This is a genomic window from Marinicrinis sediminis (assembly GCF_042685085.1).
Classification (GTDB): domain Bacteria; phylum Bacillota; class Bacilli; order Paenibacillales; family KCTC-33676; genus Marinicrinis; species Marinicrinis sediminis.
Map to the genome: position 1 here is coordinate 40307 of NZ_JBHUMM010000005.1, position 21156 is coordinate 61462.

General features: G+C 48.6%; 21 protein-coding genes and 1 riboswitch. Of the genes, 8 read left to right on the plus strand and 13 right to left on the minus strand.

The features are described from left to right. Positions 1–11: 11 nt before the first annotated feature. Positions 12–104, plus strand: a riboswitch (cyclic di-GMP riboswitch). A gap of 100 nt (positions 105–204) precedes the next feature. The 4 genes from ACFSUC_RS03230 to msrA all read left to right on the plus strand — a co-directional run bounded on the left by ACFSUC_RS03230 (position 205) and on the right by msrA (position 4192). Next, the gene (locus tag ACFSUC_RS03230) at positions 205–450 is read left to right on the plus strand and encodes a hypothetical protein (RefSeq protein WP_379928031.1); all 246 of its coding nucleotides are present in this window, start codon (positions 205–207) and stop codon (positions 448–450) included. A 106-nt stretch (positions 451–556) separates the two neighbouring features. Further along, positions 557–1342: an archaetidylserine decarboxylase gene (gene asd / locus ACFSUC_RS03235; RefSeq protein ID WP_379928032.1), complete on the plus strand. Its 786-nt coding sequence runs from the start codon at positions 557–559 to the stop codon at positions 1340–1342. 91 nt (positions 1343–1433) lie between these two features. After that, positions 1434–2744 (plus strand): aminotransferase class I/II-fold pyridoxal phosphate-dependent enzyme, encoded by a 1311-nt coding sequence (locus ACFSUC_RS03240; RefSeq protein ID WP_379928033.1) that lies wholly within the window; start codon positions 1434–1436, stop codon positions 2742–2744. 266 nt (positions 2745–3010) lie between these two features. Then, positions 3011–4192, plus strand: a complete 1182-nt coding sequence (gene msrA / locus ACFSUC_RS03245; RefSeq protein ID WP_379928034.1) for a peptide-methionine (S)-S-oxide reductase MsrA — start codon at positions 3011–3013, stop codon at positions 4190–4192. 87 nt (positions 4193–4279) lie between these two features. On the opposite strand, the gene lepB is transcribed toward msrA, so the two are convergent. The 3 genes from lepB to ACFSUC_RS03260 all read right to left on the minus strand — a co-directional run bounded on the left by lepB (position 4280) and on the right by ACFSUC_RS03260 (position 6903). Beyond that, entirely contained in the window at positions 4280–4819 is a 540-nt protein-coding gene (gene lepB / locus ACFSUC_RS03250) for a signal peptidase I (protein WP_379928035.1), read from the minus strand. 105 nt (positions 4820–4924) lie between these two features. After that, on the minus strand, positions 4925–6163 hold the full coding sequence (locus tag ACFSUC_RS03255) for an ABC transporter permease (RefSeq protein ID WP_379928036.1): 1239 nt from the start codon (positions 6161–6163) through the stop codon (positions 4925–4927). Beyond that, positions 6160–6903: an ABC transporter ATP-binding protein gene (locus ACFSUC_RS03260; protein WP_379928037.1), complete on the minus strand. Its 744-nt coding sequence runs from the start codon at positions 6901–6903 to the stop codon at positions 6160–6162. The genes ACFSUC_RS03255 and ACFSUC_RS03260 overlap by 4 nt, the downstream gene beginning before the upstream one ends. 94 nt (positions 6904–6997) lie before the next feature. On the opposite strand from ACFSUC_RS03260, the gene ACFSUC_RS03265 reads away from it, so the two are divergent. Then, positions 6998–7192 (plus strand): hypothetical protein, encoded by a 195-nt coding sequence (locus ACFSUC_RS03265; RefSeq protein ID WP_379928038.1) that lies wholly within the window; start codon positions 6998–7000, stop codon positions 7190–7192. A 175-nt stretch (positions 7193–7367) separates the two neighbouring features. Here ACFSUC_RS03265 and ACFSUC_RS03270 read toward each other — a convergent pair whose 3' ends face one another. The 3 genes from ACFSUC_RS03270 to ACFSUC_RS03280 all read right to left on the minus strand — a co-directional run bounded on the left by ACFSUC_RS03270 (position 7368) and on the right by ACFSUC_RS03280 (position 11211). After that, positions 7368–8900, minus strand: a complete 1533-nt coding sequence (locus ACFSUC_RS03270) for an S-layer homology domain-containing protein (RefSeq protein ID WP_379928039.1) — start codon at positions 8898–8900, stop codon at positions 7368–7370. Between the two features lie 194 nt (positions 8901–9094). Then, the gene (locus ACFSUC_RS03275; protein WP_379928041.1) at positions 9095–10396 is read right to left on the minus strand and encodes a DEAD/DEAH box helicase; all 1302 of its coding nucleotides are present in this window, start codon (positions 10394–10396) and stop codon (positions 9095–9097) included. A gap of 41 nt (positions 10397–10437) precedes the next feature. Next, positions 10438–11211, minus strand: coding sequence for an SDR family NAD(P)-dependent oxidoreductase (locus ACFSUC_RS03280; RefSeq protein ID WP_379928042.1), 774 nt, complete (start codon positions 11209–11211; stop codon positions 10438–10440). Positions 11212–11421: 210 nt separating this feature from the next. Between ACFSUC_RS03280 and ACFSUC_RS03285 the strand changes: the two genes are divergently transcribed. Then, positions 11422–12324 carry a LysR family transcriptional regulator gene (locus ACFSUC_RS03285; protein ID WP_379928043.1) on the plus strand — a complete coding sequence of 301 codons (903 nt, stop codon included), beginning with the start codon at positions 11422–11424 and terminating at the stop codon, positions 12322–12324. A gap of 20 nt (positions 12325–12344) precedes the next feature. Continuing rightward, positions 12345–13151 carry a histidinol-phosphatase gene (locus ACFSUC_RS03290; protein ID WP_379928044.1) on the plus strand — a complete coding sequence of 269 codons (807 nt, stop codon included), beginning with the start codon at positions 12345–12347 and terminating at the stop codon, positions 13149–13151. A 158-nt stretch (positions 13152–13309) separates the two neighbouring features. Here the strand turns inward: ACFSUC_RS03290 and ACFSUC_RS03295 are convergent, their stop codons facing one another. The 6 genes from ACFSUC_RS03295 to ACFSUC_RS03320 form a co-directional block, all read right to left on the minus strand. Next, on the minus strand, positions 13310–14065 hold the full coding sequence (locus ACFSUC_RS03295; protein WP_379928045.1) for an SDR family NAD(P)-dependent oxidoreductase: 756 nt from the start codon (positions 14063–14065) through the stop codon (positions 13310–13312). Between the two features lie 234 nt (positions 14066–14299). Next, complete coding sequence (locus tag ACFSUC_RS03300; protein ID WP_379928047.1) at positions 14300–14809, minus strand: DUF2062 domain-containing protein; 510 nt, start codon at positions 14807–14809, stop codon at positions 14300–14302. A gap of 155 nt (positions 14810–14964) precedes the next feature. Beyond that, on the minus strand, positions 14965–15711 hold the full coding sequence (locus ACFSUC_RS03305) for a DUF975 family protein (protein ID WP_379928048.1): 747 nt from the start codon (positions 15709–15711) through the stop codon (positions 14965–14967). A gap of 239 nt (positions 15712–15950) precedes the next feature. Then, the gene (gene sdhB, locus ACFSUC_RS03310) at positions 15951–16715 is read right to left on the minus strand and encodes a succinate dehydrogenase iron-sulfur subunit (RefSeq protein ID WP_379928050.1); all 765 of its coding nucleotides are present in this window, start codon (positions 16713–16715) and stop codon (positions 15951–15953) included. Between the two features lie 2 nt (positions 16716–16717). After that, on the minus strand, positions 16718–18481 hold the full coding sequence (sdhA, locus tag ACFSUC_RS03315; RefSeq protein ID WP_379928051.1) for a succinate dehydrogenase flavoprotein subunit: 1764 nt from the start codon (positions 18479–18481) through the stop codon (positions 16718–16720). A gap of 25 nt (positions 18482–18506) precedes the next feature. After that, complete coding sequence (locus ACFSUC_RS03320) at positions 18507–19175, minus strand: succinate dehydrogenase cytochrome b558 subunit (RefSeq protein WP_379928052.1); 669 nt, start codon at positions 19173–19175, stop codon at positions 18507–18509. 267 nt (positions 19176–19442) lie between these two features. On the opposite strand from ACFSUC_RS03320, the gene ACFSUC_RS03325 reads away from it, so the two are divergent. Further along, positions 19443–20393: a LysR family transcriptional regulator gene (locus tag ACFSUC_RS03325; RefSeq protein WP_379928054.1), complete on the plus strand. Its 951-nt coding sequence runs from the start codon at positions 19443–19445 to the stop codon at positions 20391–20393. A 42-nt stretch (positions 20394–20435) separates the two neighbouring features. On the opposite strand, the gene ACFSUC_RS03330 is transcribed toward ACFSUC_RS03325, so the two are convergent. Then, entirely contained in the window at positions 20436–21098 is a 663-nt protein-coding gene (locus ACFSUC_RS03330) for a potassium channel family protein (RefSeq protein ID WP_379928056.1), read from the minus strand. Positions 21099–21156: the final 58 nt, after the last annotated feature.

Below are 21156 nucleotides of genomic sequence, written 5' to 3' on the forward strand. Positions count from 1 at the left end.
ATTTGTTCTATACTTGGGAAAGGCAAATCCTTCGAAAGATGGAGACGCAAAGCCACGGGTCTAATACGAGCACATTCCTTCGTAATGATCGCCGGGTTGCCTCGCCGAACTTGACATCATCTTATACCTTCATCATTGTTGTGTGCGCTTTGCATCCAAACCTTGAGCTACACCTTAAAAATCGTGAAAAAGGAGTATGCAGCAATGAGCAAGAAGCAAGTATCGTTGTCAAATGAGGAAGTTCTATCCTGTATCCATGCATGCAGTTATTGTGTGGGCATCCATAAGGAACACAAGCAGACGCCCATCCAGTGCACCAAATACTCAGGCTCCCAATTTCCGATCTATGTCAATGTGAAGACCTGCTTCACCTGCTCGGAATTTGAATGGGTCATCGAACAGGTACGCACTGCTCCTGCATGTCCTTCGCTCCAGAAGGAAACCGGATAGCCCGATATGAGCAGGCTTGCCTTACCAGGCGTTATTGTGTTTTTCAGGCATCTGTGGCAAGATAAGCGAATAGAACTTTCTTTCAAGCCAGGAGTGAATATGAGGCATGAAACCCGTGTTTAAGCTATTGACCGAGCTATCCTCTCGCAAATGGATCTCGCAATTGACCGGCAAATTCGCCAAATCCAGCTTTAGCAAACGCCTGATTCCGCGATTTGCTAAAAGCTACGGCATCAACATCGAGGAAGCGGAAAAATCCATGGATCAATATGCCAGTTTAAACGACTTCTTCACCAGACGCCTCAAGCCAGGCAGCCGTCCGATCCACCCCGATCCAGCATCGCTGATCAGTCCGGTGGATGCGATCGTCACTGGCAAAGGAGTCATCCAGGAGGGTCAACTGTTCAACATTAAGGGACAGGATTATGACCTGGAGGAGCTTCTTAACCATTCCCCGCGCATGATCAATTACATTCACGGCTATTTTTACGTCTTATATTTAAGTCCAACCGACTACCACCGCATTCATGCGCCTGTCGAAGGGACCATCCTTGAAAAAGACCGAATTAAAGGTAAAGTCTATCCGGTACATGATTTCAGTCTGACCCACATGAACAAGGTTCTCAGTCGAAACGAGAGGGTCGTTACCTACATGCAGCATGCCTGCGGAGAGGTAGCCGTCGTCAAGGTGGGCGCTCTGAATGTGGCAAGTATTCAATATACCGATCATTTGCAGCCTCAGGTTGAACGAGGCGGTGAGCTGGCTTATTTCGAATTCGGCTCCACCGTCGTCTTGTTGACAGAAAACGGCACGCTACAGCCCGATGACAATATCCAGGTTGGCGACAAGGTGAAGCTGGGAACCCATTTGGGCACCCTGCATGCCAAATAAGGGATTTGTGATTTGGCTGTTTTCATCATAGTGAAGACACCGAATACCCTGCAAGGATGAATGACAGAATCTTTCTGGAAGGATGAATCGAATGAATCCGCTTGCTCAACAACTGAATGAATCCGTTCAAAAGGAAGACCCGAACGTTTATGCCATGCTGTCTACTCTCGGGAAGCAAATTTATTTCCCGAAAGAAGGCATCATCAGTCAATCTGCCGAAGCGGCTCAAAAGGCAAAAACCTTCAACGCCACGATCGGTATTGCACTGGAAAACAAGAAACCCATGCATCTGGAAGTGATCCAGGAATCACTGTCTGCGTTTGAACCGAAGGACTTGTATCCTTATGCACCACCGGCAGGAAAGCCTGAACTGAGAAGCTTGTGGAAAGAAAAAATGCTGAAGGAAACCCCCTCGCTTGCCGGGAAGAGCTTCAGTAATCCAATCGCAACCAACGCGCTGACACATGGGTTGAGCATCGTGGCTGACCTGTTTGTAGATCAAGGGGATGCCGTTATCATCCCCGATAAAAATTGGGAAAACTATGAGCTGACTTTCCAGATTAGACGCGGAGCAGAGATGGTCTATTATCCGCTATACAATGAGGAGCGCGCGTTCCATGCAGAAGCCCTCAAGGAAGCCATCCTCAGTCAGAAAGATAAAGGAAAAGCGATTGTTGTCCTTAACTTCCCGAACAATCCGACCGGGTATACACCTGGGCAGAAGGAAGCCGACAGCATTATCCAAGCGCTGCTCGCAGGAGCCGAAGCTGGCATTCGAACCGTTGTCGTAACTGACGATGCTTATTTCTCCCTTTTCTTCGAGGAGGACTCTCTGCACGAATCGATCTTCGGGAAGCTGGCCAATCTGCATCCGAATGTGCTTGCTATCAAGATCGACGGCGCGACCAAGGAAGAGTATGTATGGGGTTTCCGCGTAGGCTTTATTACGTATGCCCATGAGAATCCAACCGTTCTTCATGTGTTAGAGCAAAAGACGATGGGGATTGTTCGTGCAACCATCTCTAGCGGTCCGCATCCATCCCAGACCTTTGTGCTGAAAGCGCTGCAGGATCCTCGTTTTGAAGCACAAAAGCAGGAAAAATATGACATCATGAAAAAACGCGCCAATCGCACGAAGGAAGTGCTGGATAGCGGGAAATTTGATGACGCCTGGGATTACTATCCGTTTAACTCCGGCTATTTCATGTGTCTCAAATTGAAAACCGTCCATCCCGAAACCTTGCGTACGCATCTGCTCGAACAATACGGCATCGGCACCATCGCGCTGGGAGATACCGATCTGCGTGTTGCCTTTTCCTGTATCGAAGAACAGGATCTGGCGCAACTGTTTGAAACGATCTACCAGGGTGTACAGGATCTGGAGCAGGTCGCAGCGAAATAAGCACTTATATTCATGATTGATAGACTCACCCACCTTTTCCCTGGATGGCAGGCTTCTGTATCAGCCTTCCCTTCCAGGCCGAAAAGGTTTTTTTCATTTATCGTGCTGCAGGCCTCGATTCGAATCTGACGGATTTGTTTATACTTTTGTAAGGTTTCATCTGTATACTACGGGGAGTACCCATTCCGATACCCGATACCAAATTACGCAGCCCGGAATGACCGGAATTCGAATGCTAAAAACAGACAAACCGTGAGGTGAGAAGCATGTCCCGTTTGAGTAAAACCGTTCTCTTCGTCAGCTTGCCCGTGATCGTGCTGGCCGGTCTGATTTACTTCTTCTATGATCGATACCAGCAGCAAGAGGTCCAGGCCGCACAGAATCTGATCTCCCAAATTGCAGACCAGACTGGTGTAGAGTTGACCACAGCCACCTTTGCAGGCGGATGCTTTTGGTGCATGGAGCCCCCGTTTGAGAAGCTGGACGGAGTCTATCACGTCATTTCGGGCTATACAGGTGGAGAGGAAGCAGATCCAACCTATGAGCAGGTATCCAGTGGAACAACCGGACATCTGGAAGCCGTGCAGGTTCATTACAACCCGGAACAGATTCACTATTCCGATCTTCTCCAGGTGTTCTGGCGACAGATCAATCCGACTGATGACGGTGGCCAATTCGTTGATCGGGGCGAATCGTACCGCAGCGCAATCTTCTATCAGGATATGGAGCAAAAGCAGCTCGCCATCGATTCACGTGACCAATTGCAAGATTCCGGCAGATTCCAGGCCCCTATCGTAACTGAAATTGTGGAGGCCGGCATCTTCTACCCCGCGGAAGAATACCATCAGGATTACTACAAGAAGAACGCCCTGCGCTATTCGTATTACCGAGATGGATCTGGAAGAGATGATTATCTGGAGCAGACTTGGGGGGATGAACGCGAGTATGAGCCACAAATCTCACTGGATGATTCCCTTATCCCCTCCTTCAACAAAGCGGAAAGACTGAAAGAGCTTACTGATCTTCAATACGAAGTTACCCAGGAAGATGGTACAGAAAGAGCTTACGAGAATGAATACTGGGATCTGAAAGAACCCGGCATCTATGTCGATATCGTTTCCGGCGAAGCCTTGTTCAGCTCAACGGACAAGTATGATTCCCATACAGGTTGGCCGAGTTTCACCAAGCCCCTTGAACCCAACCATATCGTGTATGAGGAAGACCGCAGTCTGATCGCTGTTCGAATAGAGGTCCGCAGCCGGTATGCTGATTCCCATCTCGGTCACGTATTTGAAGACGGTCCTGAGCCTACCGGACTTCGATACTGTATCAATTCCGCAGCCTTGCGCTTTATTCCAGCCTCTGAATTGGAAGCGAAAGGATATGGGGCCTATGCCCCGCTGTTCGAAACCGGAAACGGAACCGAAACCGGAACTAAAACCGAATAAACCAAGCAACGAATACGTCAAAAAAACAACCAACACATCCTTTGTCTGTCATGTGACCAGACATCCAGACGTGTTGGTTGGTTGTGTTTAATCATATCTCAGGAGCTGAAAATCAGGAAATGGCCAATATATCAGGTCTGCTCTGCCCACAATATCGTCTGCAGGAATGAATCCAATTTCTCTGCTGTCCTTGCTATATGGACGATTATCCCCCATGACAAAATACTGGTCTTCCGGTACCGTCTTCAAGGGATCATTGGAATAATTGTATTGACGACCCTGCTCGATTTCCCTTCGCACGGCTTCTTCCAGATAAGGTTCTTCGAGTTTCTCTCCGTTAATCAGCACGTCGTCGCCCTTGACTTCAATCGTTTCGCCCGGCAGAGCAATAATCCGTTTGATAAAATCTCTGCCGTCGGGTGAATGAAGCACGATGACTTCTCCACGTTTAGGTTCCCGAAAATCATAGATAATCTTGTTCACAATAATGCGTTCCCCATCATAAAAATTGGGCTCCATGGACTGTCCTTCCACCTGATAATTGCCCAACAAAAACGTCTTTATAAGTAAAACAAGCACGAGTGCAATGGCAATCGTCTTGATCCAGTCCAACAGTTCTCTGATCATCGGTCTTCTTCCATCTCCCTGTAGATAGCGTTTCTGGTTGTCACACGCAATCATTCTTTTCTAGCATAACAGAGTAGTCAAGAAAAAACAAAGCCTTCTGTCCGCCTATATCCTCTCCTGCTCTTTGCTTAGCTTTCGTCTCAGTACCCCTATAAAGTACAAACGTGACAACACGAGCGCTGCGAAAACCAAGATGACACTCCAGATACTCCAGGCAAGCACGAGCAGCCAAATGCCGATCCAGATGGCCCCTACCGCATACAGCCAAAAGGATACGCTGCTGGCTGCTGCCACGGGCTCCTCGGGAGATATGGCATAAGAGTGCCAAATACGCTTGTCTGTCATGCGTCTGGCGTACACCGTCAGCTGAACGGCAGTTACGTACCATCCAGCTGCTGCAAACAGCAGGGTAACCACCGTTGTTGAACTGACCCCCATCAACAGGGCCACAACGAGCCATTGCCTCAATATAATGCCAGCTTCTTCCCCTCTGATGAACAGCTTGCTATTCAGATGATGAAATTTCCACTCTGAACGAAAGGGAAGCCATTTTGTCCGGTGTCCCAGCCAGAGCGCAACACGAGAGACCCGCTTCGTATCAGCTTGCAGGAACGGTACATCCACAAATAACTGGAGTGTGCGATAAACACGGGCCCGATCCCGTTTCTCAGACTGGATAAGGTACTCCCATGGTAGAGGGTGACGCGGCAAAAAGACAGCTGCCAACAACACGATTACCACAAACAATACCAGCACGAGCAGTGCTTCCACCGTTCCGCGGGCAAAAAATAAAAACAGGATCAAAAACATGGCTATTCTGCGAACCTGCAGTAGTAATACACGTTGCACAGTGGCAACGAGACTCACTTCTATCCATCTTCCCCACACATTTAGCAGCTGCAGGACCAGAAGCCCGGCATACACCCAGACGAATAGCAGAAGCGACAAGTCAGCTTCATCTATCCACAGCCGATAGAGCGGCCACAGCAAAAACCAGGGCAACAAGATCAGGACCGATTTCAACAACCAGGCTCTGCGCATGATCATGCCCATATACGGAGACATCGGAATCGGATTGGCCATCAAAAAAACAAGATCGGCCTCCTGCAGGTACGTACGCAGCGGGGTGATCAGCACAAATGGCAGCAAAACCAGTACAGCTACCCAGACAAAAGGGAAATCTGCCGGAAACGCATCGAGCAGCTTTTGATAGTAATAGATAAACACGCTTCCGCAGGCACCGGCAAAAAACAAAAACCCGCTGCTCAGCACATATCGCAGAAACGGTAGTACCTTGCCCCAAAATTGCTGTCTTCGCTGCTTGTACAAAGCATCCATATTCATGTTACCCGACCATCCAGTACACGCAATTCAAAAATCCGATCCAATCCCGCTTTCGGCTCTCCGCACAGGGTTCTCAGCTCGCTTAGTGTCCCACTCGCATTGACACGCCCTTGATCCAGAATAATGAACTGGTCCCCATACTTCTCGATCGTAGACAAAATATGAGAGCTCATTAAGATGCCCGCTCCTTCTTTTCGCTCCTTGTCCAGCTTCTCCAGTAGGGAACGCATTGCAAGCGGGTCCAGTCCGAGAAACGGCTCGTCTATGATATATACATCCGGTTTGGCTAAAAACGCATTCATGATCATCAGCTTCTGCTTCATTCCTTTGGATAAATAGGCAGACAATTTCTTCTGATGCTTCGTCATCTGGAAGCGCTCCAGCAGCTCCTCCGTCTGTTTCTGAAAGTCAGCCCGGGACAAATTGCGAGACATCGCGGTCATCTCCATATGCTCCAGCACCGTGAGTTCTTCATAAATGAGTGGAGATTCGGGTACATACGCATAGGTTTGCCGGTAGGCCATGGGATCTTCATCCAGTCTCTTGCCATGCAAGGTCACGCTCCCCGAGTGGGGCTTCATCATGCCCAATATATGCTTGATGGTGGTACTTTTGCCTGCTCCGTTCAATCCGATCAATCCGACCATTTGCCCTGCGGACACTTGCAGATTAACCTCATGCAGCACCGGCTTGTTGATGCTGTATCCACCTGTCAAATTCTCTACTTTCAGTAAGGTCATGCTTTATCTCTCCTCCTGCCAATCCAACTGCCTCTCCTGTGTATGATGTACAAGGATGTTTCTTTTCTCCAATTATATCGAATGCCTCGTATGAATGCGAATTGTCAATAATGAAGCGGAAGAAGAAAACTATGAGATCATTTATGTAAGCAGCACCGAGATATTTGAGGGTGATGCTATTTCCTTTATTGGGGTTCCCACCATTCATTCCGGTTTTGATAATGTGGGTGGCGGTTTTACCAATAGCATTATCGTCGTAGGCAGCTATGTAGAAATCGTTGAAGAATAGCCTGTATAGGAAATGACAAACAAAGAATCGTCACCTATATTAACGAATCATGACCCTATTGAAAAGGGGAGCCGCAACTGGGCTCCCCTTTCGTATTGGCATCCGATCCTGGTCAATAGCAGGTTCGATCTTCTCTAACCTTGCTGTCTATCTCTTCATCGCGTGATGAATAGCTTTACAGAATCGTAATATGATGAACAGTCTGCTGGCTGCCTTTCAATGAGATGGACTGGTTTTCTATCAACTTGCTTGCATCTCCGTGAATGGATACTTGCTTGCCAACCGGATAGATGCTGATCTGGCTGTCCGCGTCCAATTCATCTCGAATCAGAATGGTTGCAAGTTCTCCTTCGCTATTCAGCGTATAGCCTTGCAGATACCCACTTACCTCGAATTGCTCCTGCTGGGCACGATAAATGACATGGAGCTGACGAACTTGCTGGTCGTGAACGCTGGCCAGGACGATATCGCCAGCTTGCAGATCTTCAAGCCCGATCTTTTCCCCTTCCATCTTCACGCTTACTTCACTGTGCAAGGTGTAGGACTGTTTCTTCCCATCGACCATCAGCATGATCTGGTCATTGTCATAGACAGACCCGGTTACTGTTCCCAGGACAAAGGCCGCTTCGTCATCATCCTTGTCCCCTTCTTCACCGTCTTCATTTTCATCATCGTCCCGATCTTCATCGTGCTCTTCATCACGATCCTCATCTTCGTCTTCCCCATGCTCGTCCTGCTCATCCGCGTTCAGTACCTCGACAAATACAATGACACCATTGTACAGGTGGATAAACAGGTCATCGCCCATTTCAAGGTCCTCTGCGCTCACCTTTTCCCCATCACGAAATACAAATGCGTTCGGGTCCAGGGATAACTCCAGAGCGTCTCCGTCTTTGGTCGCGATCACAAGCACCCCGTCCTCAGACTGGGCTGCGAGCGTGCCTCTTTGCGTCATGTTGTCTCCAAAGTCCGGAAGCTGGCGACTGGCACGATCGAGGAAAGCCGCAATTTCCGCACGATTTACTGGTTTGTTCGGCTGAAATTTCCCGTTCGGGTATCCATAAATGATGCCATTCTCCACCGCAACTGCCACATACCCTCTTGCACCAGCCGGAATATCATCCTCATCTTTGAAATCAAGCGGATCATTCATGCTTGCCTTCGCTTCTTCCTCCAGCCCCATGGCCTTCACGAGCAAAATCGTGGTCCATAGTCGATTGGCGGGCTTTTCAAGATGCAGTTTATCCTCCGTTTCAATAAACAGATCATTTTCCAGTGCTGTCGCGATGTAGCCTACGGCATTCGGATATTTGCGGTACACCTGATTGGCATCCTTGAAATTCAGTTCAGTTTTCATCGCTTCTTCTGATTCGGCTTCTTCCCGCAGTCCCATCAATCTTACTGCGGTCACGATGGCTTCCAGACGGGAAACAGAGCGTTCCGGTTTGAAGGTGCCATCTTCATATCCGTCAAATATACGCTGGGAAGCAAGGCTGGCAATATTATGCTGGGCCCATGGAAAACGCTCCAGATCCGAGAAGGTAATCTTCACTTCCACTTTCTGTTTTCCCTTAAAAGAAAATTCATGCTTGATCTTCTCATGTCCCTTGCCTTTACCGTGTGCCAATGCGCCGGATGTTCCTCCTGCGATCATGGCCAGTGACAATCCGCCTACCAGTAAGTTCTTCATCCATTTGTTCTGTGTCACACAAACACGCTCCTCGCTTATTATTCAGGCTGATCCCGTTATGGCATACATGCTTGGCTGCATGCTCGGCTTTCCTGCCTGACATACTTGCATGGCATGCTTTACGGACAATCACCTATGTACAACTAAGCATTCGGAGCGTGTCGTTTTCATTTGGGGGGTGACCAATTGACTAGATTAGCAAGATCCTATCATCAAGGACGCCCTTGGTTTCCTTTTTCCTTGAGCCAGCGTGGAGCCCCCTTGCTTTTCTGATCCCGATGGCGACCTTCTTTTTTGGAAACTTGGGTCTTTGAGACTGGTTTTTTACGGGATTTCGCCTGCGACCGATTACCGGATTTGAGCTGTTTAGCCTGCTCCGGACTCAGCCACTTCCCTTCATAATAAGCCTGCTCCACAAGCTCAATCTCCAGTCTGTTCCCCATCCGAACCAGTTCCGCCACTTCCCGCGACGTCGCAAACGTCATGACACGACCAGCAGTCCCCATCCGTCCGGTGCGTCCTGCACGGTGAACGTATTGATCCGTTGTCAATGCTGGATCAAACTGAATGACGGCTTCGATCTGTTCAATGTCCAGGCCTCTCGAACCCAGGTCGGTCGTAACCAAAAACGGCACTTTCCCTGAGCGGAACTGCTGAATAATGTGGGCCCGCTCCACCTGTTCCTGATCGCCATAGATCGCCGCGACCTTCAGTCGGTGGAAGGTCAGCTTCTGCACGATACCGGCAATCTGATCCATTTCATTGGTGAAGATAATCGCCCGGTTCAGCTTCATGGAACGCAGCAGCTTCCTGAGCATGTCGATCTTCTCTCTCTGCTCACACACGACATAGCCATGCGCAATAGTCGGTGGCAGCTTGTCTTCATGCGGCACATAGACAAACCGGACGGCAGAGCTCCATGTGTTCAAATAATCCCGCACCGCTTGATTGATGGTCGCCGATACCGCAACCAATTGCCGCTCCTTTAAGGTAGACTGGATGATTTTGCTCAATTCATTCTGCTGCTTCAGCGCCAGCATTTGATCCACTTCATCCATGACGATGGCTTGTACCTGATGCATCTTCAGCTTTTTGAGCTCAATCAGTTCCACGATGCGGCTGGTGGTTCCAACGACGATTTGCGGATGCTTCTTCAGGTTTTCAATTTGCCGCTGAATATTGACACCCCCGATAAGCGGAATGGCCGCAAGTCCTGTAACAGATTGCAGATCCCGGATGACGTTCACGATCTGCATCGCCAATTCACGCGTAGGAACGACAATGACCGCTTGCGGTGTTTTGATGTCTGGCTGTTTCGCAATTCGGGTCATCAGAGGCAGCAAGTAGGCCAGTGTTTTCCCTGATCCGGTATGAGACTGGATGATTGTGTCCTCTTCACCCTGTATCGTAGCCCATGCAGCCGCCTGAATGGCAGTGGGGGCTGTTTTACCTTCGTTTATCATGAACTCTGACCACTCACTGGGCAGTTGGAGTTCATTCCATGACTCACTCATTTTCAACACCTCATCGATTCATTTCTATCGGTTGACAGCCTCTATTTTCGATTGACCATTCTGGACATCCAGCGGTCGAAGAAACGAGGAAATAAGAGGGCAAATTTTGCAGCCCAGCCTGAATAAAACGGCAAATTCAATTCCAGACGATTGGAGCCGATGATGGCGACCACCCGCTGGGCGACTTTTTCCGGTTTGAGCAGCATCCACTTCGGCAGATTATTGACATACGTCCCATCCGGGTCCGCAATATGAAAGAACGGTGTCTCAATCGGACCTGGGTTGACCAGAGACACGCGAATTCCGGAACCTCTTAATTCCTGCCGCAAAGCGGAAGAAAAGCCGATCACCGCATGCTTGGTAGCGGCATAACCCGCTGATTTGGCAGTGCCTACTTTGCCCGCCAGGGATGCAATATTGATAACATGTCCTTTTCCGCGGCTTCTCATTGCAGGGAGAACGGCTTTCGTACAGCGTACCAAACCGGTATAGTTCACATTCATCATCGACTGGATCTCTTCCATCGTCGTTTCCTCCACCGATTTGAACACACCGAAGCCTGCGTTATTGATACATACGTCAATGCACTTCCAATCCGTCATGATTTGCTGAACGACTCTGGTCACATCCTCTTCCTGTGTGACATCCATCTGGTATACACCACTAGGGCCAGGGATGGAACGGGCAATCTGCTGCAGGGCAGGCAGAGAACGGGCAGTGAGAATGGGAATGTGACCTCGCTTAGCCACCTCCCGTGCCATTTCAGCGCCGATACCGCTGGACGCCCCTGTAATCCATACAATGCTAGACTCCATACTTCTTCTCCGTCCCTTCCCCATGCCGTTTTCATGATCAAATCTCTCGTTAATATACCTTGTTTTCATGAAAATTCCAAGAAAAATACGGGTTTTCTTTCTTATTGAACCTGACTTCGCTATAATGAAGGACAGGATAGACAGATAAACAAAATAAATACGCTTTTCAATCATGATAAAATTCATCTATATATGCATGGGGGAGTGCATATGAACGTCAATCAATTGGAGACCTTAATTGCAGTCTCTCAAACGAAAAGTTTTCGCAAGGCCGGGGAAGTGCTGAATTTAACGCAGCCTGCGGTGTCCGCACAAATCAAGAGTCTGGAGGACGAGTTCCAGACGGTTCTGCTGAACCGCAATCATCCTGTTACCTTAACCGAAAGCGGCAAAATTTTTCTTGAACAAGCTTCAAAAATCCTGGGTCAGGTAGAAGAACTGAAGCAGCGCCTTTCTGACCTGCACCAGCTGCCACAGGGAAACATACAGCTTGGCACGACTACCTCCATTGCGATTCAGGTGCTGCCGCGCGTGTTGTCCTATTTCCAGGATCAGTTTCCAATGATCAAGACGACGATTCATTCCATGACCTCGTCCCAGGTCATTTCCAGTGTGGAGAATGGCAGTATCGATTTGGGGATTTCGTTTATGTTTGACCAAAATCCCCAGCTTGAATCATCGATCTTGTATTACGACAGCTTTGAGCTGGTTGTGGCACCTGAGCATCCACTGGCGGAAAAAAGCCATGCCTCGATTCATTGTTTGAAGGATTTGCCCATGATTATGCTGTCACCAGAAACAGCGGGCCGCAAGTTTCTGGATCGATTGCTGCTGCAATTCCATATTCAGCCCCAGGTCGTCATGGAGCTGTCCAGCAGTGAAGAAGTCAAACGGATGGTCGAGATCAATCTGGGAGCGGCGATTATATCCCGATCTGCGATTACCCAGGAATTGAAAAGGGGCACACTAAAACGCATTCAACTGCATGAGCTGAGTATCGCCCAGCCTGTCAGTGTTTTTTATCGGTCAGGACGTTATCTGAATGCAGCCATACGCCAGTTTTTGAATGATTTGAAAGGCATGCCGGAATCCCAGTTTCTAGGCTCTGAATAAGCGTAGACAAGGAGGAAACCATGAAATTCGATTTGCATACGCATCATGATCGCTGCGGCCATGCAGAAGGAAGTATCCGTCACTATGTCGAGGCTGCGATGAAGGAAGGTTTGTCGGTTATCGGCATCTCCGATCATTCTCCCTATTTTGCCAAGAAGGAGGATCAGGCCTTCCCACACATTGCGATGGCAAAAAGTGCGTTCACACCGTACATCCAGGAAGTGCTTGCCCTGAAGCAAGAATATGCGGATCGGATCGAAGTGCTGCTTGGCCTGGAGTCGGACTATTTTCCCGACGTGCTGGATGCCTATCAGGCGGCCTATCGGCAGGTTCCCTTTGATTATGTCATCGGCTCCGTCCATTACGTGAACGGCATCAGTATTTTCAATCGCAATCGCTGGAAAAAACTGAGCGAGGCGCAGAAGGTGGACGTGAAGGAACAATATTATGATCTTATTGAACAATCGGCCCGCAGTGGCATGTTTGACATTCTGGGTCATATCGATGCCATGAAAGGATTTTATCCGGAGTTTTCTGACATTGAAACAAACCGGATTGAAACTACTCTCCAAGTGATTGCCGAAAACGATGTGGTGATTGAGATCAACACTTCAGGCAAAACAAAGGATGTTGGTGGCTGGTATCCATCGGATGACATCCTGGAAAAGGCGCTTTATTATGGCGTGAAGGTGACATTCGGTTCGGATGCCCACGTTCCCTCACGCGTAGGCGATGAGTTCGAAATGGTGGCAACCAGACTAAAGGAGATCGGATTCAAGGAATGGGCCTGCTTTCGCGCACGTGAGCGGTATATGGTGGGGATATGAAAAACAGAGAGAGGAACGGGCTCCTATTGCTGTGAAACGCAAATGTCGCCCTTTTCCTCTCTCTGTTTTTTTGTGGAGTGAATGGTGAGACAGGAACGGGCTCCTATTGCTGTGAAGCGCAAATGTCGCCCTTTTCCTCTCTCTGTTTTTTGTTGAAATTAGATTCCGAAGGTGTTTCCGCCGTTTACGGTGATGGATTGGCCGGTTATGAAGGAAGAATCGTCGGAGGCGAGAAAGAGGACGGCTTGCGCAATGTCCATAGGGACGCCCATTCTTTGCATCGGAACGTGCTGCCGATAATCCTCAATCGCTTGCTCGCCAACGTCTTCATGACGTTCGACTGGAATAAACCCCGGATTTAGCAGATTTACCCGAATGCCATGCTGACCCAGTTCCTGCGCCCAGGAGCGAGTCATCCCGAGCATGGCGGACTTGGCTGTGGCATAATGGGCAAAATGGGCCGGCCCATTATGAATGACCTCACTACCGATATGGATGATACTCCCTCTTCCCTTTTCCTTCATAGAAGGCCATACAGCCTGCAAAATGTAAAGTGGTCCCTTCACTGAAAAGTTCAACTGCTGCAAGTAGTCTTCCCATGTCGATTGCGCCATCGATTTTGTCGGCTGGGCACCTGTCGCATTATTAATAACTATATCAATCGAACTACCTGCAAGCTTCTCTGCCTGTTCAATCAATTGGTATACGCTTGATTCATTTGTAACATCAGCTTGGCACGCGGCAGCCTGTCCGTTCCGGGATTGAATGTCTCGTACAACCTGTTCGGCTGCTTCTGGCTGATGTGCATAATTTACAATGACATAGGCGCCCTCACTGGCGAGCACTTGACTCATCACTTTTCCAAGTCCTCTGGAACCTCCAGTAACAAGGGCCACTTTTCCCTTTAATCTCACCTGCTCACTCCTTCGTCATGCTGCTCTGCATGGATAAGCTTGAATATGTTTATATCGTGAAGACCTCTATCATAAAAAGACAAATAACATGAAGACAAAAAAAATGGACCTGCCTCGCTGGCAGGTCTTCCATACTCTATTTATTAAAGGGGGTCTTGCTTATTATAATACCCAACGAACGTTATCGTACCATAACAGGAATATTACAGTTGTGTAACAAAAGTCTCTTTTTATTTAAGAAGCCGACGATTTTTTCAATTTGTTCAATACCCGCTCCCGATAGCGGCTGAAAACCACTGACAAGATCCCATACATTGCAAAGGTGAACAACACACTATTCAAAAATGAACCCACCATAAAGCTCTTGCCCAGCTTGTGAAAGGTATTCACAATCGGTTGCAAATAATGAGCTGTATTGTATTCGATATCCGGCAGCGCAGCCTGGGCAGGTGGATCGGGTAGGAACAAGGAACCTGTCTGATAATTCAAGTAAAAGAGAACCGGCCAAAGGAAGGAACCGATCGCAGCGGCAAATACGGCAGCTACAATATTGCCTTTCGCAATCTTTGTGATGGCAATGGACAGGAAAGGCCCGATGCCAAAGGTGGGAAACCAGCATGGAAAAAATCCGAGGATCAGACCCAGCGAGATTTGATGATTACTGTTCTTCATACGAAACAGGCGAATTAAATAATACTTTAGATTTCTGCGGGATTTCAACGACCATTTTACTAACCAATTCATAATTGGAATTCATCCTCATGTCTTAGGCTCCGTGCAATCCTCATTATAACAAATCACCTCTCGTTGTTCCATGGTGATCTGCCATTCACGCACAAAAAAGGAAGGAAGCCAACCTTGCATCCATTCCTCCTCATTTCATCGATATGTCATTATAATTATACGGATGGATTGCCTGGCTCCCCGCCAATCGGCCCCATATTCTCATCTCGTTCCGAAAGTAGCCATCCTGATCCCGTTTCCTTCTCTTTCTGAATCGATTCGTAAAAAAGCGCTTGCGTCGTATATAAATAAGGCAATACCCACAAAAAACCGATCCCGCAACTTAGAACGCAAAGGATATACCAACCCAGGAAGCTCAGATTCAGCTTGAAGTAGCGCATTTTGTTTCCTTCCATGAGCCTCGTGCTTTCCCGAATCGCCTCCATCGGCTTCAATTCAGGATGATCAATCATCAGATAATAAGCCATTGAATATTTCAACCAAGCGATGATGCCCGGCACAATCAGTAACATTGTCCATAATAAGGTGAGTACCGTTTGCATGACGTATAGCAAGAAGGATTTCAAAGGTTGCTCGAAGCCTTTAAACAACTGGGAATAAGCGGTATCTTTCCCCCTTGCAAAGGACAAGAAAAATAAGCTTAATCCATAAAATAATGGACCTGTCAAGAAAATACTCAAGACAATGGAGATAGGATCATCAATATTCGGTATGTAATTCGGTATACTGACTAGTAATCCGTATACCAATCCAGCCAGCACAGCCTTCGTCCACATCCCTTTCAGTCGATGCTGCGCCATTTCCCTGTAATTCTCGCTGTTTGGTATCCCCCTCTTATCCCCATTTTGCCGGAAATGATTTTTTTCATGATGGTCTCTGTTATGTTCTTCTCTGTCGTCCATACGTGTTCGTGATCCCCTTTCACTTTTTCCTTGTATTTATTCAAGATATGACAAGGAGGTCATGATGTATGTCTGTCAAAATATGTGGTGTTTTGTCACATCAATCCTAGTATAACACAGTACTCTGAATATTCATTGTATAGCGTATGAAAAAAAGCAGGTAGATGGGGTGCATCTCCTGCTTTTTCGTATCATGCCTATCGGCTTCCCTGCATTTTTTCATAGAGGGTCGCCTTGTATTAGTTCATGAACCATTTCTTGAACATCTGCTTGGTGGTATCCTTGTTGATCGCGGCAATGGAAGTAGTTAAAGGTATGCCCTTTGGACAGGCTTGCACGCAGTTCTGTGAGTTCCCGCAGCCCTCAATACCGCCATCTTCCATCAACGTATCCAAACGCTCTTCCTTGTTCATCTCACCTGTTGGATGGGCATTGAACAAGCGTACTTGGGAAATCGGAGCCGGTCCGATAAAACTTGTTTTGTCATTCACATTCGGGCACGCTTCCAGACAGACTCCGCAGGTCATGCATTTGGACAGCTCATACGCCCATTGACGCTTGGTCTCTGCCATACGCGGTCCTGGGCCAAGATCATAAGTGCCATCAATCGGAATCCATGCCTTCACACGCTTCAATGAGTCAAACATGCTGCCACGATCGATCACGACATCACGAATGACCGGGAAGGTCTTCATCGGTTCAATGCGAATCGGCTGCTCCAGTTTGTCTACGAGTGCCGTACAGGCCTGTCTCGGCTTGCCATTGATCACCATCGAGCAAGCACCGCACACTTCCTCCAGACAGTTGGATTCCCAGCATACCGGAGAGGTTTTCTTACCTTCCACGTCTACCGGATTTCGCTGAATCTCCATCAGTGCACTGATGACATTCATGTTGGAACGATACGGGATCTCGAATTCTTCCTTATAAGACTTGGAAGTCGGATCATCCTGACGGGTGACAATGAGGCGAATGGTACGGTTTGCAGTCGTTTGTTCGGCCACGATTATTTGCCCCCTTTCTTCTGCTTATCTGTGGTATAGTCACGCTTGCGCGGCTCAATGAGCGAGACATCCACTTCTTCATAAGAGATTTCAGGACCGTTTGCCGTGTGCTTGGCTTTGGTAGTCTTCAGGAATTTCTCATCATCCCGCTCCGGGAATTCTGGTTTATAGTGTGCACCACGGCTCTCATCCCGTTTGAGTGCGCCAAGCGTAACCACTCTCGCCAGCTCAAGCATATTCCACAGCTGACGTGTAAAGGAAGCTCCCTGGTTGCTCCACCCTTGTGTATCGTTGATGTTGATGTTTTTATAGCGCTGCATCAATTCCTGGATTTTCTCATCCGTTTGTTGCAGATTCTTATTGTAGCGAACGACGGTGACGTTATTGGTCATCCATTCACCCAGTTCCTTATGAAGGACATACGCATTTTCCGTGCCGTTCATAGCGAGAATGCCTTCATACTGCTGAGTTTGCTTCTTCGCTTCCCGTTCCAGCACGGAAGACGGGATGTCTTCCACTGTTTTCTCCAGGCCTTTAATATATTCCACGGCTTTCGGACCGGCTACCATACCGCCATAGATGGAAGAGAGCAGGGAATTGGCGCCGAGACGATTTCCGCCATGATACTGGTAATCCACTTCTCCCGCTGCGAACAAGCCCGGGATATTGGTCATCTGATTGTAATCGACCCACAGTCCTCCCATGGAGTAATGAACGGCAGGGAAGATTTTCATCGGAATCTTGCGCGGGTCATCGCCCATGAATTTCTCATAAATCTCAATAATCCCGCCAAGCTTCACATCCAGCTCCTTCGGATCTTTATGGGACAGGTCGAGGTAGACCATGTTCTCTCCATTGACTCCGAGCTTCTGATTGACACAGACGTCGAAGATTTCACGAGTGGCAATGTCACGAGGCACGAGATTTCCGTATGCCGGATATTTTTCCTCCAGGAAGTACCACGGCTTGCCATCCTTGTACGTCCATACCCGGCCGCCTTCGCCCCGCGCAGACTCGGACATCAGGCGCAGCTTGTCATCGCCCGGGATCGCAGTCGGATGTATCTGAATAAATTCCCCGTTCGCATAGTACACACCTTGTTGATATACCGCGCTGGCCGCCGTTCCTGTGTTAATGACAGAGTTGGTGGATTTTCCGAAGATAATCCCCGGCCCTCCGGTAGCCAAGATCACCGCATCTGCCGCAAATGATTTCACTTCCATGCCACGAAGATCCTGGGCCGTAATACCGCGGCAGATACCATCGTCATCCACGACAGCAGACAGGAACTCCCAGTGTTCATACTTGGTAACCAGGCCGGCCACTTCCCAGCGTCTGACTTGTTCGTCAAGCGCATACAGCAATTGCTGTCCCGTCGTGGCTCCTGCAAAAGCAGTACGATGATGCTTCGTGCCTCCGAACCGGCGGAAATCCAACAATCCTTCCGGTGTCCGGTTGAACATAACCCCCATGCGATCCATTAAGTGAATAATGCCCGGTGCCGCTTCACACATGGCTTTGACGGGAGGTTGATTCGCAAGAAAGTCGCCCCCGTATACCGTGTCATCAAAATGCTCCCACGGAGAATCTCCTTCGCCCTTTGTATTGACCGCACCGTTAATTCCGCCCTGGGCACAGACGGAATGGGAACGCTTGACGGGTACGACCGAAAATAAATCGACATGAACGCCTGCTTCCGCTGCTTTCACTGCAGCCATCAAGCCGGCCAGTCCACCGCCGACGACGATAACTTTAGATTTTGCCATTTTGGTTCACTCCCCTTTAACCCGATTATGATGAAATGGATTGACTCATGCTCATCGCCACTGCAAACTCTTCATTGGTGAATGAGGTCAATGCCAGAATGAACAGGGTAGACAAAATGACGAATACGCCCATCCAAATATACGAAGACACACGCTGTGCCCGAGGTCCTACTGTAATGCCCCAACTGACGAGGAATGACCACATACCGTTGGAGAAATGGAATACCGCCGCAACGATCCCGATGCAGTACAGCACGAAATACAGCGGATTGGTTACCAGCTCATGCATTCTGGCTGCCAGGTCTTCATGCCCGATATTGCCAAGGGCCACCTGAAAGCGAGTATCGTAGAAATGCCATACGACAAACACCAGGGTCATCACGCCCGTCACCCGCTGCAACATAAACATGATATTGCGTGCATAGCTGTGCTGGGTTACGTTGTTGCGTGCCTGATAGGCAATGTACAGCCCGTAGACCCCATGATAAAGCAGGGGCAGCCAAATCCCCACGATCTCCAGAATCAGCACAAGCGGCAAACTGTTGAGCCACAGTACCTGCTCAATAAAGGCTTCTTTCCCTCCACTGAATGCTTCATAGTTGGTCAGCATATGTTCCACCAAGAAAAACCCGAGTGGAATGACACCGAGCAATGAATGAAGCTTTCGGGAATAAAATGAGTTCAATTTCTTCATTATGTTTCCCCCCAACTTTCATCTTCTTCTCCAATGATCATATCAAAAATGAAAAGGCTTTCGCCATTACACACAAAAAATAACGCGGTTTACTCTCATCATGCCCGCAAACCCTTCCCATTGTACGCCTCCATACAGAAAGCGTCAACAAATTGTCACGAATTCCACACAGAGATGTGACAAATTCATCTTACCGTGTTTTTGCTTATAAAGGAAGTGCAATTATATTATAATATGTTATAACCATTACGCATAAGGAGAGAAACGATGCTGCAACTGGAGCTGTTGCCCTATTTCATGGCGGTTGTCGATGCAGGCAGTCTGAATCAGGCCTCCAAGTCGCTAAACCTGTCACAGCCCGCCTTGTCACGTAAAATCGCCAAGCTCGAAGAAATGCTGGGGGTCACCTTGTTTGAACGAGCGGGGAAGCGTTTAAAAATTACGGAGGTCGGCAAACTCACTTATTCCTATGCCCAAGAGCTGTCCAGACTGGAAAAGCAGTTCTTGCAGAGCATCACGACCTATCAGCCCCATATTCACAAAGAGTTGTATGTCGGGGCCAGTCTGACGACCCTTCCGTCTACGCTGCCCGATCTCATTCGCTATTTTACAGAAGACAGTGCGCGCTATGATCTGAAGGCATTGACCGGAAAGACGCATGAAGTGATTCATATGGTCAAGGAACAGCAGGTGGATTTTGGAATCGTCGCCTCTCGTATTCAAGAGGATGAGCTAGTCTGCATTCCGTTATTTGAGGATCACCTTGCCCTAGTATTGCCAAAAAAACATGCGCTCGGCCGAGAACTGTCCGTTTCGATTCAAACTCTGCATGACCTGTCGATGATCCTGTTTGCCAAGGGAAGCTGGTACCGGGTGCTGACGGATGAGTTACTGCTCAAGCACCAGGTGCGTCCTCTTATCAAGATGGAGATTGATTCCTTCGAAGCGATCATTAGACTGATCGCCCTGAATGGCTATGCCAGCCTGCTGCCTCAATCCTATCTGAGACCCGCTACTCTCAAGGACAACGGACTGGTACAGGTCGAGGTGGCTGAGCTAAAGGAGATGACCCGTACGACTTCGCTCATCTATCGCAAGGACACGGTGTTTCATCCCGAGGTAGAGTCCAGGCTGCAATCTGCTGTACGTTTCTTTCATCTGATGAAACAGGATGCGCCCGGTCAGCCTCTTATGCATTCCCTGATCGACCCGAATTAGGGGCGAACTCGAGCCGTACAGAGAATGGAATCTTATTGAAAATTACTTCGTACAGGCTTCTTCCAGCTTTTCGATTTGCTGGATCGTCCCGATCAACACCATGATGTCTGCTTCTTCCACGACATCGTTGGCACTAGGCGCTACAATGATATCGTCTTTCTTGTGCAGGGCCACGACACTGCAACCGAATTTGGCACGTGTGTCGAGTTCCCCGAGTGTCTTCCCGCTAATTCTGGAAGGAGCGGACAATTCGGCTATGGTATAGTTCTTGGATAATTCGATAAAATCCAGAATGTTCGGTTGAACGAGTTGATGCGCAACACGCACAGCCATATCCTTCTCCGGATAAATCACGCGATCGACGCCGATCTTTTCCAGGACGCGCCCGTGCAGTTCTCCAAGCGCCTTGGCGACTACGGTCTTCACTCCGAGGTCCTTGAGCAGGATAGCGGTCATAATGCTGGCCTGAATGTCATTGCCAATCGCTACGATCACACAATCAAAATTGCGGACACCGAGTTCTTTCAACACTTCGTCATCGGTCGTATCGGCGGCCACTGTAAAGGTCAAGTGATCACTGAGATCGTCGACCTTGTCCGGGTTTTTATCGATGCCCATCACCTCATAGCCGGCTTCCACCAGCTCGTTGGCCAGATTGGAGCCGAAGCGACCGAGACCGATCACGGCGAATTGGGAATATTTCATAGTAAATCCCTCCGGTTTATTGCATAAAATGAACATAGTCCCCATTCACACGCGCATC

Bases quoted from the DNA above. Each gene is read 5' to 3' on its own strand.
- lepB (WP_379928035.1), bottom strand. From the start codon at position 4,819: ATGATCAGAGAACTGTTGGACTGGATCAAGACGATTGCCATTGCACTC.
- asd (WP_379928032.1), top strand. From the start codon at position 557: ATGAAACCCGTGTTTAAGCTATTGACCGAGCTATCCTCTCGCAAATGG.
- ACFSUC_RS03290 (WP_379928044.1), top strand. From the start codon at position 12,345: ATGAAATTCGATTTGCATACGCATCATGATCGCTGCGGCCATGCAGAA.
- ACFSUC_RS03280 (WP_379928042.1), bottom strand. From the start codon at position 11,211: ATGGAGTCTAGCATTGTATGGATTACAGGGGCGTCCAGCGGTATCGGC.
- ACFSUC_RS03285 (WP_379928043.1), top strand. From the start codon at position 11,422: ATGAACGTCAATCAATTGGAGACCTTAATTGCAGTCTCTCAAACGAAA.
- ACFSUC_RS03255 (WP_379928036.1), bottom strand. From the start codon at position 6,163: ATGAATATGGATGCTTTGTACAAGCAGCGAAGACAGCAATTTTGGGGC.
- ACFSUC_RS03265 (WP_379928038.1), top strand. From the start codon at position 6,998: ATGCGAATTGTCAATAATGAAGCGGAAGAAGAAAACTATGAGATCATT.
- ACFSUC_RS03240 (WP_379928033.1), top strand. From the start codon at position 1,434: ATGAATCCGCTTGCTCAACAACTGAATGAATCCGTTCAAAAGGAAGAC.
- ACFSUC_RS03260 (WP_379928037.1), bottom strand. From the start codon at position 6,903: ATGACCTTACTGAAAGTAGAGAATTTGACAGGTGGATACAGCATCAAC.
- ACFSUC_RS03330 (WP_379928056.1), bottom strand. From the start codon at position 21,098: ATGAAATATTCCCAATTCGCCGTGATCGGTCTCGGTCGCTTCGGCTCC.
- msrA (WP_379928034.1), top strand. From the start codon at position 3,011: ATGTCCCGTTTGAGTAAAACCGTTCTCTTCGTCAGCTTGCCCGTGATC.
- ACFSUC_RS03320 (WP_379928052.1), bottom strand. From the start codon at position 19,175: ATGAAGAAATTGAACTCATTTTATTCCCGAAAGCTTCATTCATTGCTC.
- ACFSUC_RS03305 (WP_379928048.1), bottom strand. From the start codon at position 15,711: ATGGACGACAGAGAAGAACATAACAGAGACCATCATGAAAAAAATCAT.
- ACFSUC_RS03230 (WP_379928031.1), top strand. From the start codon at position 205: ATGAGCAAGAAGCAAGTATCGTTGTCAAATGAGGAAGTTCTATCCTGT.
- ACFSUC_RS03325 (WP_379928054.1), top strand. From the start codon at position 19,443: ATGCTGCAACTGGAGCTGTTGCCCTATTTCATGGCGGTTGTCGATGCA.
- ACFSUC_RS03275 (WP_379928041.1), bottom strand. From the start codon at position 10,396: ATGAGTGAGTCATGGAATGAACTCCAACTGCCCAGTGAGTGGTCAGAG.
- sdhA (WP_379928051.1), bottom strand. From the start codon at position 18,481: ATGGCAAAATCTAAAGTTATCGTCGTCGGCGGTGGACTGGCCGGCTTG.
- ACFSUC_RS03300 (WP_379928047.1), bottom strand. From the start codon at position 14,809: ATGAATTGGTTAGTAAAATGGTCGTTGAAATCCCGCAGAAATCTAAAG.